12 protein-coding genes and 1 tRNA gene are annotated in these 13657 nt (G+C 67.1%); 6 read left to right on the top strand and 7 right to left on the bottom strand.

All coding sequences use genetic code 11. From position 1 onward, the window contains the following. The first annotated feature begins 21 nt into the window (after nt 1-21). Both argA and FPJ27_RS30130 read left to right on the top strand, forming a co-directional pair. Nucleotides 22-1401: an amino-acid N-acetyltransferase gene (gene argA / locus FPJ27_RS30125; protein WP_072436978.1), complete on the top strand. Its 1380-nt coding sequence runs from the start codon at nt 22-24 to the stop codon at nt 1399-1401. Nucleotides 1402-1452: 51 nt separating this feature from the next. Next, nucleotides 1453-1728 (top strand): oxidative damage protection protein, encoded by a 276-nt coding sequence (locus FPJ27_RS30130; RefSeq protein ID WP_006478357.1) that lies wholly within the window; start codon nt 1453-1455, stop codon nt 1726-1728. 110 nt (nt 1729-1838) lie between these two features. On the opposite strand, the gene FPJ27_RS30135 is transcribed toward FPJ27_RS30130, so the two are convergent. From FPJ27_RS30135 to FPJ27_RS30145, 3 genes are all read right to left on the bottom strand, one after another. Next, on the bottom strand, nt 1839-3257 hold the full coding sequence (locus FPJ27_RS30135; RefSeq protein ID WP_204423799.1) for an MFS transporter: 1419 nt from the start codon (nt 3255-3257) through the stop codon (nt 1839-1841). Between the two features lie 102 nt (nt 3258-3359). Then, a complete protein-coding gene (locus FPJ27_RS30140; RefSeq protein WP_204423802.1) occupies nt 3360-4568 on the bottom strand; it encodes a CoA transferase in 1209 nt (402 codons plus the stop codon). Next, nucleotides 4565-6316 carry an acyl-CoA dehydrogenase family protein gene (locus FPJ27_RS30145; protein WP_204423805.1) on the bottom strand — a complete coding sequence of 584 codons (1752 nt, stop codon included), beginning with the start codon at nt 6314-6316 and terminating at the stop codon, nt 4565-4567. The genes FPJ27_RS30140 and FPJ27_RS30145 overlap by 4 nt, the downstream gene beginning before the upstream one ends. 173 nt (nt 6317-6489) lie before the next feature. Here FPJ27_RS30145 and FPJ27_RS30150 point away from each other — a divergent pair, with 173 nt between their 5' ends. Next, the gene (locus FPJ27_RS30150) at nt 6490-7392 is read left to right on the top strand and encodes a LysR family transcriptional regulator (protein WP_204423808.1); all 903 of its coding nucleotides are present in this window, start codon (nt 6490-6492) and stop codon (nt 7390-7392) included. Between the two features lie 33 nt (nt 7393-7425). Here the strand turns inward: FPJ27_RS30150 and FPJ27_RS30155 are convergent, their stop codons facing one another. From FPJ27_RS30155 to FPJ27_RS30170, 4 genes are all read right to left on the bottom strand, one after another. Further along, complete coding sequence (locus FPJ27_RS30155) at nt 7426-8844, bottom strand: amino acid permease (protein WP_204423811.1); 1419 nt, start codon at nt 8842-8844, stop codon at nt 7426-7428. 91 nt (nt 8845-8935) lie between these two features. Next, nucleotides 8936-9973, bottom strand: coding sequence for a porin (locus FPJ27_RS30160; RefSeq protein ID WP_204426375.1), 1038 nt, complete (start codon nt 9971-9973; stop codon nt 8936-8938). 104 nt (nt 9974-10077) lie between these two features. Continuing rightward, nucleotides 10078-10464 carry a RidA family protein gene (locus FPJ27_RS30165; protein WP_072437246.1) on the bottom strand — a complete coding sequence of 129 codons (387 nt, stop codon included), beginning with the start codon at nt 10462-10464 and terminating at the stop codon, nt 10078-10080. Nucleotides 10465-10495: 31 nt separating this feature from the next. Next, a complete protein-coding gene (locus tag FPJ27_RS30170) occupies nt 10496-11710 on the bottom strand; it encodes an amino acid aminotransferase (RefSeq protein WP_175941534.1) in 1215 nt (404 codons plus the stop codon). A gap of 191 nt (nt 11711-11901) precedes the next feature. Here FPJ27_RS30170 and FPJ27_RS30175 point away from each other — a divergent pair, with 191 nt between their 5' ends. The 3 genes from FPJ27_RS30175 (at nt 11902) to cysC (ending at nt 13645) form a co-directional block, all read left to right on the top strand. Beyond that, on the top strand, nt 11902-12384 hold the full coding sequence (locus FPJ27_RS30175; RefSeq protein ID WP_072436970.1) for an Lrp/AsnC family transcriptional regulator: 483 nt from the start codon (nt 11902-11904) through the stop codon (nt 12382-12384). 82 nt (nt 12385-12466) lie between these two features. Beyond that, a tRNA-Val gene (locus FPJ27_RS30180) sits at nt 12467-12541 on the top strand. 561 nt (nt 12542-13102) lie between these two features. Continuing rightward, the gene (cysC, locus tag FPJ27_RS30185) at nt 13103-13645 is read left to right on the top strand and encodes an adenylyl-sulfate kinase (RefSeq protein WP_204423814.1); all 543 of its coding nucleotides are present in this window, start codon (nt 13103-13105) and stop codon (nt 13643-13645) included. Nucleotides 13646-13657 lie beyond the last annotated feature (12 nt).

Here is a 13657-nt window from a genome sequence, read left to right on the forward strand (position 1 = left end):
GGGCGCATTATAATCCCGCCCATGAATTCCCAAACCGACCTCCCTCCCGCCCAGACCGGCGCCGCGACGCCGCCGGCCGCCGACGATTCGGCCGCCAGCCACGCGCAGTTCGTCGACTGGATGCGCTCCGTCGCGCCCTATATCCACAAGTTCCGCAACAGCACGTTCGTCGTGGGGTTCGGCGGCGAGGTGGTGCAGCAGGGGCTGCTGAACGCGCTCGTGTCCGACATCGCGCTGCTGCAGGCGATGGGCATCCAGATCGTGCTCGTGCACGGCTCGCGCCCGCAGGTCGAGGAGCAGTTGAGCCTGCACGGTGTCGAATCCGAGTTTTCGCACGGCCTGCGCATCACCGATGCGCGCGCGCTCGAATCCGCGAAGGAAGCGGCCGGCGAAGTGCGTCTCGACATCGAGGCCGCGATCAGCCAGGGTCTGCCGAACTCGCCGATGGCACACGCGCACATCAGCGTCGTGTCGGGCAACTTCGTGACCGCGCGGCCGGTGGGGATTCTCGACGGGGTCGATTTCGCGCATACGGGCATCGTGCGCAAGATCGACGCCGAATCGATCCGCCATTCGCTCGCGAGCCGCAAGCTCGTGCTGCTGTCGCCGCTTGGTTTCTCGCCGACCGGCGAGGCGTTCAACCTGTCGATGGAAGACGTCGCGTCGGCCGCCGCGATCGCGCTGCGCGCCGACAAGATCGTGTTCCTGACCGACGGCCCCGGCATCGTCGACGACGAAGGCGGGCTGATCCGCGAAATGTCGCTCGACGCGGCGGCCGAGCTGCTCGACTCCGGCAACATCCAGGGCGACGACGCGTTCTTCCTGAAGCACTCGATCCGCGCGTGCCGCGGCGGCGTGACGCGTGCGCACCTGATTCCGCAATCGCTCGACGGCAGCATGCTGCTCGAACTGTTCCTGCACGACGGCGTCGGCACGATGATCTCGTACGAGAACCTCGAAAGCCTGCGCGAAGCGACGCCGGACGACGTCGGCGGCATCCTGTCGCTGATCGAGCCGCTCGAGACGGACGGCACGCTGGTGCGGCGCGGCCGCCACCAGATCGAACGCGACATCGACCACTTCTCGGTGATCGAGCACGATGGCGTGCTGTTCGGCTGCGCGGCGCTGTATCCGTATCAGCAGGAGAAGATCGGCGAGATGGCGTGCCTGACGGTCGCGCCGGAAGCGCAGGGCTCGGGCGACGGCGAACGCCTGCTCAAGCGCATCGAGCAGCGCGCACGCGCGCGCGGCCTCACGCACATCTTCGTGCTCACGACGCGCACCGAGCACTGGTTTCTCAAGCGCGGCTTCGTCAAGGTCAGCGTCGACGACCTGCCGGAAGACCGCCGCAAACTCTATAACTGGCAGCGCAAGTCGCTCGTGCTGATGAAACAGCTCTGAGCGGCGCAAGACGCCCGCCCTCCCCCAGTCCGATTACAGGAGAAGTACACGATGGCCCGTATGATTCAATGCGCGAAGCTCGGCAAGGAAGCCGAAGGTCTCGATTTCCCGCCGCTGCCGGGCGAACTCGGCAAGCGCATCTATGAAAGCGTCTCGAAGGAAGCCTGGCAGGGCTGGCTCAAGCAGCAGACGATGCTGATCAACGAAAACCGCCTGAACATGGCCGACCCGCGGGCACGCCAGTACCTGATGAAGCAGACCGAGAAGTACTTCTTCGGCGACGGCGCGGACCAGGCGTCCGGCTACGTGCCGCCGACGGAAGGCTGACGGCGTGACACGCGGAATCGGCAGCCTGCCGGCCGCCTGATCCGAAAAAAAGACGGCACCGTGTATCGCACGGTGCCGTTTTCCTTTTGGGGTTACGCGATCGACGCGACTCAACCGGCCGGTTTCAGCGCGCCGCCATCTCCCGGCTGCTGCGGCCCGCCGCTCGCGCTTTCGGCGCTTCCGCCTTCGGTACCCCATTCGGCCGCATCGCTGCGCTCGGCGGTCGACAGCTCGTCGGCGCGATACCCGGTGCGGTTCAGCAGCGCCAGCATGCAGGCGAGCGACACGAGCGCGTAAAGACCCGACGCGACCGCGACGCCGACGATGCTGCCCGTCGCGTTGAGAATCGCCTGCGCGAGCACGGGCGTGCCGCCGCCGACGACGAGCGCGCTCAGTTGATACGCGAGCGACAGGCCCGTGTAGCGGATGTTCGCCGGAAATATGCGCGCGAGCACGCCGCCGACCGCGCCGTAGAACATCGCGGACGGAATCGTCGAGATGCACATGCCCGCGACCGCCACCCAGTACGAGCGCGTCGCGAGCGCATGGAACATCACGGGCATCAGCACGATTTCCGGAATCAGGATCCAGCACATCGCACGACGCATGTCGATCTTCGACACGAACCACGCGCCGACCGGCTGCATCAGGAACTGCACGACGAGCGAGATCGACAGGATGCCGAGGAACGTGCCCTGCGCGTAGCCGAGTTCCTTGGTCGCCCACGACAGCGCGAACGTGCTGCGGAAATACGTGACGTTGATCACCGGCAGCGTGCCGGCCGCGAGCAGCACGACCACCCAGTGATCGCGCACGACGTCGCGCAGCGGCAGCTTCACCGTGCGCTTGCGCGCGAGCACGCGCTGCATGTCGGCCGATTCCTCGAGCTTCAGCCGGATCACCATGCCGATGATCACGAGCACCGCCGACAGCAGGAACGGAATGCGCCAGCCCCACATCAGGAAGGACGGCGTCGGCAGCGCGCTCAGCGCGAAGAACGCGGCCGTCGCGAGCAGGTTGCCGGTGGGCGAGCCCTGCTGCGCGAACGCCGCGTACAGGATGCTGCGGTGCTTCGGCGCGTTCTCGCTCGCGATCAGCACCGCGCCGCCCCACTCGCCGCCGACCGCGATGCCCTGCAGCACGCGCAGCACGACGAGGCCGGCCGGTGCCCATACGCCGACCTGCGCATAGCCGGGCAGCAGGCCGATGCCGGTCGTCGCGAGGCCCATCATCACCAGCGTGATCACGAGCGCGGTCTTGCGGCCGACGCGATCGCCGAGATGCCCGAACACGATCCCGCCGAGCGGCCGCGCGGCGAAGCCGGCCCAGAACGTGACGAACGCGAGGAGCGTCGCGACGCCGGGGTCCATCGTGCTCGAAAAGAACACCTTGCCGAACACGAGCGCCGCGGCCGTGCCGTAGATGTAGAAGTCGTACCACTCGATCGTGGTGCCGACGAACGCCGCGAAGGCGGCGCGGCCGGGCCGCGGCTGCGGCCGAACGGCGGGCGGGGATTGCGGACGGCTCATCGATGTCTCCAGGTTTGGGTTCGGGGGCGCGACTGTCGCGCGCCTTTCCCGGGTGGCCGGCATTGCGCCGCCGGCCGGCAGCGTTGTGTCGGTCGGGGGCGCCTAGTCGCGTGCCTGGTCGGGTGTCGTTTTCAGCACGCCGGCCTCGAGCAGTTGCTGCTGCAGCGCGCGATCGACGCCGAGCCGATCGAGCACCGCGCGCGTGTCGCGGCCGAGCGCGGGCGGCGGCGTTCGATAGGTGGCCGGCGTGCGCGACAGCTTCACCGGCGACGCGGTGCCGCGATACGCGCCGATCTCGACGAACAGGTTCCGGTGCAGCGCATGCGGATCGTGCGCGACGTCGGCCACCGTTCGCACCGGCCCGCACGGCACGCCGGCCGCCATCAGGTCGCGCGCGAGCGGCTCGCACGCGTGCGCGGCGAGCCGGGCTTCCAGTTCGGCCTTCAGCTCGGGCCGGTGCGCGCAGCGGCTGCGGTTGTCGACGAAGCGCGGATCGCCCGCGAGTGCCGGCGCGCCGAGATGCGCGACGAGCCGCGCGAACTGCCGGTCGTTGCCGACCGCGAGAAAGATCGGCACGGTCGCCGTGCGATAGCTGTCGTACGGCGCGATGTTCGGATGCGCGTTGCCGCTGCGCGCCGGCACGCGCCCCGAGCCGAAGAAGTTCGGCAGGTGCGGATGCAGCAGCGACACGCCGCAGTCGTACAGCGCGATGTCGATCGACTGCCCGCGCCCGCTCTTCTCGCGCTCCGCGAGCGCCAGCAGGATGCCCGCGAGCGCGTTGAGCCCCGTGACCATGTCGACGATCGGCAAGCCGATGCGCGTCGCGTCGCCGTCGCGCTCGCCGTTGACGCTCATCAGCCCCGCCATCGCCTGGATCACCGCGTCGTAGCCGGGCAGCCCGCCGAGCGGACCGTCCGCGCCGAAGCCCGTCACCGCGCAATGGATCAGGCGCGGAAAGCGCGGCTGCAGGTCGCGCGCATAGTCCATCCCCCAGCGCGCGAGCGTGCCGGGCTTGAAGTTCTCGACGAGCACGTCGGCGTCTTCGAGCAGGCGCCACAGGATCGCGCGCCCTTCGTCGCGCGACAGGTCGAGCGCGAGCCCTTCCTTGTTCCGGTTGACGCCCATGAAATACCACGCGGTATCGCCGAGGAACGGCGGCCCCCAGCCGCGCGTCTCGTCGCCGTCCGGCGGCTCGATCTTGACCACCGTCGCACCGTGGTCGGCCAGCGCCTGCGTGCAGTACGGGCCGCCGAGCACGCGGCTCAGGTCGACGACCTTCAGGCCGTCCAGTGCGCCTCTCGTCGCGCTCATCGCTCGACCTCCGGCAGCAGGTCGAGCGCCGTGTCGAGCGCGATCGGCGTGCCGCGCAGCAGCGCGTCGAATGCGGCCGATTCGTCGTCGCGCGACGCCGGCGCGAACGGATCGACCGGCAGCAACTTGTGGCGCACGACCAGGTGCGCGAGCGCGAGGCGCCGGAAATCCGGCGCGAGCCGCACGCCCTCGCAGGCCATCAGCACGGCCGCGCTCGTGTAGTACAGCGCGGATGCGGCCTGCCGCACGCGCGAATCGTCGCCTTCGGCCGCGACCCGCGCGAGCGCATCGCATGCGCGCGCGAGAACGCGCCGCAGCGCCTCGCGGCTCGCGTCCGGCAGCGGCGCCGCGCCGAGCCGGTCGCCGAGGAACGCGCGCAGCGCGTCGAGCGCGTGCTCGCGCTGCGCGGCCCGCGCGACGTCGAGCGCGACGATGTTGCTCGTGCCCTCCCAGATCGAGCCGAGGTGCGCATCGCGCACGATCCGCGCGTCGCTCCATTCCTCGATGTAGCCGGTGCCGCCGCGCACTTCCATCGCATCGCCCGCCACGCGGCGCGCATCGCGGCACGCACGGAACTTGATCAGCGGCGTCAGGATCCGCACGCAGCGCGCGGCCTGCTCGTCGCCCGCATCGGCCTGCGGCAGCAGCAGCGCGATCTGCATGAACATTGCGCGCGCGGCCTCGGCCGACAGCAGCATCTTCATCAACTGGCGCTGCATCAGCGGCATCTCGATCAGCTTGCGACCGAACGCTTCGCGATGCGCGGCGACGTGCAGCGCCTCGTTCAGCGCGCGCCGCATCAGCCCGGCCGCGCGCACGCCGTTCGACAATCGCGACATGTTGATCATGTCGGCCATCTGGTGGAAACCGCGGCCGATCTCGCCGATCAGGTAGGCCTGCGCGCCTTCGAGCGCGATCTCGCCGCTCGCCATCGACCGGCTGCCGAGCTTGTCCTTCAAGCGCACGATCCGGTAGCAGTTGCGCGTGCCGTCCGGCAGCGTCTTCGGCAGCAGGAACAGCGCGAGACCCTTGATGCCGTCCGGTGCGCCGTCGGGCCGCGCGAGCACCATCGCGAGATCGGCATCCGCGTTCGAGCAGAACCACTTGTCGCCGGTCAGGCGCCAGACGGTCTCGCCGTGCGCGTCGGTCTCGCGCGCCGCGCGCGTCGCGATGCGACCGACGTCGGAGCCGGCCGCCTGCTCGGTCATGAACATCGCGCCCTGGTACAGCGTGTCGAAGTCGCGCGACGCGAGCATCGGCAGGTAACGCGCGACGAGCGCCGGATCGCCGAAGCGGCGCAGCGTGCGCGTCAGCGAATCGGTCATGCTGACCGGGCAGCACAGCCCGAATTCCGCCTGCACGAACAGGAACGTCAGCGCGTACTTGACGAGCGGCGGCACGGATTCGGACCGGTGGCTCAGCGACGCGAGCCCGAGCTCCGAATACGCGACGCGTTCGAGCGCGACATACGCGGGATCCTTGTCGATCCGCTGCACGGCCTCGCCGCGCCGGTTGCGGTGCTCGAGCACGGGCGGGTGCTTGTCCGCGCGCGACGCCCATTCGTCGAGTTCGCCCGACACGCGCGCGCCGAGCGCACGGAGCTGCGGTTCGAGTTCGGCATAGTGCGCTTCGCCGAGATGCAGCTTCAGCAACGCGCCGAGATCGGGATCGGCGGTGAAGAAATCGATGCCCCGGCTGTCGGGGATGTTGGATGCGCCGGTATCCGGCGTGCGGGCGGTGTCGTTCATGCATGCGTCTCCTGGGTTGCCTGCGCGCCGGCCGGTGCGGGCGCCGCGGCGCCCGGCCAGCCTTGTGCAAAGGCTTCCGCAGAGCGTAGGCGCGCGATCGATAAGCGTCCAATACAGGATTTATCCGGTACGATAGATATCGCTTATCGATGCCGACGCCGGGAGGAGACACCATGGAACTGAGGCAGTTGCGTTACTTCGTGGCGGTCGCCGAGGAGCTGCATTTCGGGCGCGCGGCAAAACGCCTGTTCATCTCGCAGCCGGCGCTGAGTTTCGACATCCGCAAGTTCGAGGACGCCCTCGGCGTGCAGCTTTTCTCGCGCACCAACAAGACCGTCGCGCTGACCAACGCGGGCGAGGTGCTGCTCGGCGAAGCGCGCCGGCTGCTGCTGCAGGCGGCCGAGGCCGAGCGCCTGACGGTGCGCTCCGCGTCGGGCCTCGCGGGCCGGCTGCGGATCGGCTTCGTCCATTCGATGCTGTATCGCGGGCTGCCCGATGCGGTGCGGCGCTTCGAGGCCGACTACCCAGGCGTCGAGGTCGTGCTGAGCGAGATGAACACGCACGCGCAGGTGCAGGCGATCCAGCGCGGCCAGATCGATCTCGGTTATGCGCACTGGGGTCACTTCCCGCCCGAGGTCGAATCGGCGCCCGTCTATGCGGAGCCGTTCGTATGCTGCCTGCCGGCCGCGCATCCGCTCGCGCGCCGCAGGCAGGTCGCGCTCGCCGCGCTCGCGGCGGAACCGTTCATCCTGTTTCCGCGCGACGCCGCGCCGCATTATCACGACCTGATCATCGCGCAGTGCGTGAACGCCGGATTCAGCCCGCTGATCCGCCACGAGGCGCGGCTGTGGCAGACGATCCTGTCGATGATCGAGTTCGGGATGGGCATCGCGCTGGTGCCGCGCGTGCTGCAGCAGGTGAAGAGCGACCGGCTCGCGTTCCGGCCGCTGAAGGACGCGTCGCTCGAATCGCGCACGCTCGCGCTGAAGCGCAGCGGCACCGCCGAGCCGGTGGCGTTGCGCTTCGCCGACTACGTGCGCGCATCGATCGACGCGCTGCCCGCGCTCGCGGGTTGAGCGGGAGCACGGCTCCGCTACTTCACTGCTTCGCTACTTCGCTTCAGGCCGCAGCACCGGCTGCGCACGCCGATACCAAACCGCGTACACGACCGACAGCGCGATCAGGAACGGAATGCCGAAGATCAGCGTCATGTGGAATTCGGCCGTGAAGTAGGTCGTCACCATCACCGCGAGCATCAGCCCCGCGCCGAGCAACGTCAGCAGCGGAAAGCCGCGCATCCGGAATGCGGCCGCAGGCAGGCCGAGCGCCGCGCGGCGCCGCCGGAAGCAGTAATGCGTGACGAAGATCATCATCCACGTGAACAGCGCGCCGAACATCGACACCGCCATCATGATCGTGAACGACGCGTCCGGATACAGCACGCTCAGCACCGCCGCGAGCGCGATGCCGAGCGTCGACAGCATCAGTGCGCCGAACGGCACGCCGCGCGCGTTCACTTCGCCGAGCGCCTTCGGCGCATGCCCCGCGCGCGACAGGCTGAACATCATCCGCGTCGTGATGTAGAGCTGGCTGTTCATCGCGGACAGCGCGGCAACCAGCACGACGAAGTTGATCAGCCCGGCCGCGCCCGGCAGGTGGATCGCCTCCATCACCTTCACGAACGGGCTTTCGTCACGCCCCGCCGCCGTCCACGGAACGATCGCGAGCATCAACGCGAGCGTGACGAGATAGAACAGCACGAGCCGCACGATCGTCGAACGGAACGCTCGCGTGACCGCGTGCTCGGGATCCTCCGCTTCGCCGGCCGCGACCGCGATCATCTCGATGCTCAGGTAGCTGAAGATCGACACGATCACCGCAACCCACATCCCCCACAGGCCCTTCGGGAAGAAGCCGCCGTGATCCGTGTAATGGTGGAAGCCCGCGCGTGCCGCGCCGTCGCCGACCAGCCCCGGATTGCCGAACACGACATACGCGCCGAGCACGATGAAGCCGGTGATCGCCGCGATCTTCACGACCGAGAAGCCGTATTCGACCGCGCCGAACACGTCGACGCTGCGCGCGTTGACGAACACCAGCAGCGCCGAGAAACCGACGATCCACAGCCATCCCGGCACACCGGGGAACCAGTACTTCATGTACAGCGCGATCGCGGTGACTTCGGTGCCGACCGCGAGCACGATGCACGCCCAGTACGCGTAGCGCACGAGGAACCCGGCCCACGGGCTCACGTAATGTTCGGCGTACGCGCCGAACGAACCGGATGTCGGGTGCGCGACCGTCATCTCGGCGAGACAGCCCATCAGCAGCAGCGAGATGAACGCGCCGATCGCGTAGCTGACGAGCACGCTCGGGCCCGCGAAGCCGATCGCGAAGCCACTGCCGAGAAAAAGACCGGTGCCGATCGCGCCGCCGATCGCGATCATCGCCATCTGCCGTGCGGAAAGCGTACGGCGCAGGCCTTGCTCGCGCGCCACGATGTGCTGGAATTGCCCTTCAGGTTGCATTGAATGACCTCGTTCGAAAGCGATTGTCTGGTCGAAGCGCCGATGGCGCGCGGCACGGCGCCGGTCCAGCCGGCCGCCGCGCGCCGCGCGCTCAGAACATGTGGCGCACACCGGCCGCGATGCCCGTCTGGTTGCCGCGACCCGGCATCTCGGTGAACGCGCCGCCCGTGACGCGGTTGTAGTCGACCGTCGCATAAACCTGCGTCGCCTTCGACAGCGCGTACTCGGCCTCGATCACGCCCGTATAGCGCTTGCCGCCGTTGCCGGCGATGCCGTTGACGTTGCGGATGTCGTCGTAATACGCGACGCCCGTCACCGACACGGCCGGCGCGACCTTGACGCTCGCGCCCGTGTAGAAGATCGCGTCGCGGCGCGGGTTGTCCGCGAATGACCCGTAGCTCACCTGACGGCCCGGCGCGTTCAGCAGCGCCTCGTCGAGCACGCCCGAACGGTCGATGCCGCCGAGATAACCGGCATACAGCGTCGCCGCGCCGAACGCGTAGCGCGCGCCCGCACCCCACGCCCGCTGCGCGCGGCTCTTCAGGTCGCGCACCTGCTGGTACGTCGCGCCGACCATCAATCCTCCCTGCGTGTACGACACGTGCGTGCCCCAGTATGCATTCGCGCCCAGGCTGCCCGCGACGCCGCCGATGCCGTAGCTCGCGCCGACGTTCAGCCCGCCGAACGTGCCGTCGTAGCTGACGACGTTGCTCGCGCGACCTTGCGTGAGGAAGTACGGCCACATGTTGGCCGTGTAGTTGCCAACCGTCAGCGGATCGAGGTCGCCGAACAGGTTGAACGCCTCGGTCGCCTGGCGGCCGAGCTTCACGGTACCCCAGTCGCTCGCGAGGCCGACATACGCATAGCGGCCGAACAGCGCGCCGTCGAGCTGCCCGTTCTGCGGCTCGAAGCCGCTCTCGAGCCGGAAGATCGCCTGCAGCCCGCCGCCGAGCGCTTCGCTGCCCTTCAGCCCCCAGCGGCTGTTCGTGATCGCCCCGTTGGTCATCTGCACGCTCGCGTCGTTCGACGCGTCGGCATGCGTCGTGTAGCGGATGCTCTGGTCGACGATGCCGTACAGCGTCACGCTGCTCTGCGCCATCGCGCTGCTCGCGGCGAGCGTTCCCGCCATCATTGGCAGTGCGAATTGATAAATCCTCTTCATGTTCTCCTCCAGTCCTGTTCTCGTTTCTCGATGATTGTGGTAACTGCCCACCGCGCAACGCGGTGTTCCTGCTAGGTGCGCGCCGCGGGCAGCGCGACGTACGCGACGAGCTCGACGCGCATCGCCGGATGCGCGAAACCCTGCACGCCGACACACGTACGGTTCGGATACGGTTCGCGGAAGTGACGCCGGTATTCGGCGTCGAATTCGGGCATCGCCTTCACGTCGGACAGGTAGACGAGCACCTGCGCGACATCGTCCATCGTCGCGCCGGCCGCCGCGACGGCCTTCGCGAGATTCGCGAGCGTGATGCGCGCCTGCTCGGCCATCGTATCGCCGACGATCGTGCCGGACGCATCGACCGGCCCGTGACCGGTAAACATCAGCCCGCCCGCGCGGGTTGCCCACGAGAACGGTTGCGCAAGCTGCGGCAAGTCGACCGGAATCGTTTCAGCCATCGTGTCCTCCTTCGGATCGGGATCGGGAAGCTCAAGCGGCCCGGCGCGACGCGCCACCGAGCACGTCGGCGATCGCGTTCGCGACATGGTCGACGTTCGCGTCGTTCAGGCCCGCGATGCACATGCGGCCCGAGCGCAGCAGATAGACGCCGTGCGATGCCCGCAGCCGGTCGACGTCGGCCGCGCCGATGCCCGTGTAGCTGAACATGCCGCGCTGCGTGACGAGCGCGTCGAACGCGCGTGCCGGCAGGCGCGTATCGAGCCGCGCCTTCAGTTCGCCGCGCATCCGCTTGATGCGCGTGCGCACCTGCGCGACTTCGTCTTCCCAGCACGCGCGCAGCGCGTCGTCGTTCAGCACCGTCGACACGAGCTGCGCACCGAACAGCGGCGGGCTCGAATAGGTGCGGCGCACGCCCGCCTGCAACTGGCTCAGCACCGTCGCGGCCTCGCCCGCGTTCGCGCAGACGATCGACAACCCGCCGACGCGCTCGCCGTACAGCGAGAAGTTCTTCGAGAACGAGTTGCCGACGATCGCGGGCAGCCCCGCATCGACGATCGCGCGCACGGCCCAAGCGTCGTCGGCGAGACCGTCGCCGAAACCCTGGTACGCCATGTCGAGGAACGGAATCAGCCCGCGCCGCGCGAGCACGTCGATCACCGCGCGCCATGCATCGCGATCGAGGTCGAGTCCCGTCGGGTTGTGACAGCACGGCTGCAGCAGCACGACGCTGCGCGCGGGCAACGCGTCGAGCGTCGCGAGCATCGCGTCGACGCGGATGTCGTTGCGCGCTTCGTCGTAATACGGATACGTGTGCACGTCGAGGCCGGCCGCCGAGAAGATCACGCGGTGGTTGTCCCACGTCGGGTCGCTGATCCAGATCGCGCTGTCGGGGAAATAGCGCTTCACGAATTCCGCACCGAGCCGGATCGCACCCGATCCGCCGAGCGTCTGCAGCGTCGCGATGCGCCCTTCCGCGAGCGCCGCGCAATCGTCGCCAAACACGAGACGCTGCACGCCCTGCCGGTAGGCGGCGAGCCCTTCCATCGGCAGATACGTATGCGGCGCACCGGCTTCGCGCACGCGCCCGGCCGCGATGCGCGTGCTGTCGAGCACCGGAATCCGGCCCGCGTCGTCGTAGTAGAGGCCGATGCTCAGGTTGACCTTGTGCGGATGCGCATCCTGCTGGAACGCCTGGAACAGCGACAGGATCGGATCGCCCGGATAGGCGGGAATGTGTTCGTACATGGCGGAATGACGGTAAAGGTTGAAGGCGGCGGCACGACCGGCGGCATCGCGTTGCGTCAGGCCGTGCGATCGAGACATGGGGCGCATGTTATCGAGGACGAAATAGAATGAGCTTCATTTTTCGATGACGAACCGGCTCGATTGCAGTAGAGTCTGCGATTCCTATCTCCAAATTCACCGGATTCTGCGAAATGGCTCTGGATCGAACCGACATGCGGATCCTCCGACACCTCGAACGTGACGGACGCATCAGCAATCAGGACCTCGCGAACGCGGTCGCGCTGTCGCCGTCGGCATGCCTGCGGCGCGTGAAGCTACTCGAGGAGCGCGGCGCCATTTCGGGGTATCGCTGCGCGATCGAGCCGAAGAAGGTCGGCGTCGCGTTCGAGGCGCTCGTGCATGTATCGATGCGGCCGGACGTGCCCGAGTGGCACGACCGGTTCGTTGAGGCGATCCAGCAGTGGCCGGAAGTCATCGCGGCGCAGATCGTCACGGGCGGATCGAACTACGTGCTGACGGTTCGCGCGCGCGACCTCGATCACTATTCGGACTTCGTGATCAACCGGCTGCACCGCGCGGCAGGCGTGATGTCGATCAACTCGAGCATCGTGCTCGCGACGCTCAAGCGCGACGGGTCGATCCTCGATCTCGTCGAGCCGTCGACGGCCGGCTGACGGATCGTTGCGCGAGTCTGAAAAAAATTTGCAGAAAGGGCTTTACGAACCCCAAAAGCTCTGACATAATTTCAGCTTCTTTGGGCGGTTAGCTCAGCGGTAGAGCACTGCCTTCACACGGCAGGGGTCACTGGTTCGATCCCAGTACCGCCCACCAAAGAATTCAAGGGCCTGCGTCTCACGACGCAGGCCCTTTTCGTTTTGGCGCCCGGCATACGCTGCCCGCCCATCTCGACAGGCGGCATACCGCCGACACGCATCCGTTACTTCGAACTCGACCAGCAGGCTCGCTGCAGTTGCCGGCGCCTTCATGTGACCTGCAGGATATCAATGCCGGCCCGGCAAACTCGTTGAAGCCGTGCGATTTCCCGACAATAGCGAGATACCGCCAATCGAAATCCTCCTCAAGAACAACCTTGCGCAAATGTTGCCTGACAACTGATGCGGAGCAATTCGCCAAACAAGCACCGCAGGACCGGCGCCATCCACCTTCCGGCATCCGCACAATGCTCAGATATTTCATTCAACCCATCACCCTGCTTTCGGCACGAAAGAACGAAAATTGCCAGCGTAATTTTTGGTAATTTATATGTAACATCTGCCGAAATACGGATGCATAGAATCGTTGCGCCGTATAACAGCCGGCCGAATCGGCATCGCATTCAGGGCACGGAATCACGACTTGCGATGGTGAACTGGCGATAGAGATTGCACATCCATGTCATCAGAGAAGAACGACTACACCCTGTGGCTTACCGGACTGAGCGGCGCCGGCAAGTCAACCCTCTCGCGCGAAATTGCCGGGAAGTTGCTCGCGCGCAATATTCCGACCTGCATACTCGACGGAGACGAATTGCGGGCGGGCGTTTCTCCCGATCTCGGCTTCACGCGGGAAGATCGCACCGAAAACTGTCGTCGCACCGCCGAAATCGCGAAATTGCTCAATACCCAGGGCTTTACCGTAATCGTCGCCCTGATCTCGCCTTACGAAGCCGACCGGCAGCGGGCACGGCAAATTGTCGGTGAAGACCGGTTCGTCGAGGTCTACTTGAAAACCGATATCGCGACCTGTTCCGCACGTGATCCGAAGAAGCTTTACGCAAAAGCGATCACCGGCCAGACGACGCAATTTACCGGCGTCTCGGATCCATACGAAGTACCAACCGCTCCCGATCTCATCGTTGAAACGGGAACGATGGATATCGCCTCTTCGGTAGCGCTCGTCATGGATTTCGAGCGGCGGCGATTCACGCACGCGTAATCCCGGTCCGCC

Origin of the sequence: Burkholderia sp. MS455 (assembly GCF_016899445.1) — a bacterium.
Lineage (GTDB): Bacteria > Pseudomonadota > Gammaproteobacteria > Burkholderiales > Burkholderiaceae > Burkholderia > Burkholderia pyrrocinia_C.

Coding starts and splice junctions, on each gene's coding strand:
- FPJ27_RS30140 (WP_204423802.1), bottom strand. CDS start 4,568: ATGAGCGCGACGAGAGGCGCACTGGACGGCCTGAAGGTCGTCGACCTG.
- FPJ27_RS30165 (WP_072437246.1), bottom strand. CDS start 10,464: ATGGCTGAAACGATTCCGGTCGACTTGCCGCAGCTTGCGCAACCGTTC.
- FPJ27_RS30130 (WP_006478357.1), top strand. CDS start 1,453: ATGGCCCGTATGATTCAATGCGCGAAGCTCGGCAAGGAAGCCGAAGGT.
- FPJ27_RS30155 (WP_204423811.1), bottom strand. CDS start 8,844: ATGCAACCTGAAGGGCAATTCCAGCACATCGTGGCGCGCGAGCAAGGC.
- FPJ27_RS30160 (WP_204426375.1), bottom strand. CDS start 9,973: ATGGCGGGAACGCTCGCCGCGAGCAGCGCGATGGCGCAGAGCAGCGTG.
- argA (WP_072436978.1), top strand. CDS start 22: ATGAATTCCCAAACCGACCTCCCTCCCGCCCAGACCGGCGCCGCGACG.
- FPJ27_RS30175 (WP_072436970.1), top strand. CDS start 11,902: ATGGCTCTGGATCGAACCGACATGCGGATCCTCCGACACCTCGAACGT.
- FPJ27_RS30170 (WP_175941534.1), bottom strand. CDS start 11,710: ATGTACGAACACATTCCCGCCTATCCGGGCGATCCGATCCTGTCGCTG.
- FPJ27_RS30145 (WP_204423805.1), bottom strand. CDS start 6,316: ATGAACGACACCGCCCGCACGCCGGATACCGGCGCATCCAACATCCCC.
- FPJ27_RS30135 (WP_204423799.1), bottom strand. CDS start 3,257: ATGAGCCGTCCGCAATCCCCGCCCGCCGTTCGGCCGCAGCCGCGGCCC.
- FPJ27_RS30150 (WP_204423808.1), top strand. CDS start 6,490: ATGGAACTGAGGCAGTTGCGTTACTTCGTGGCGGTCGCCGAGGAGCTG.
- cysC (WP_204423814.1), top strand. CDS start 13,103: ATGTCATCAGAGAAGAACGACTACACCCTGTGGCTTACCGGACTGAGC.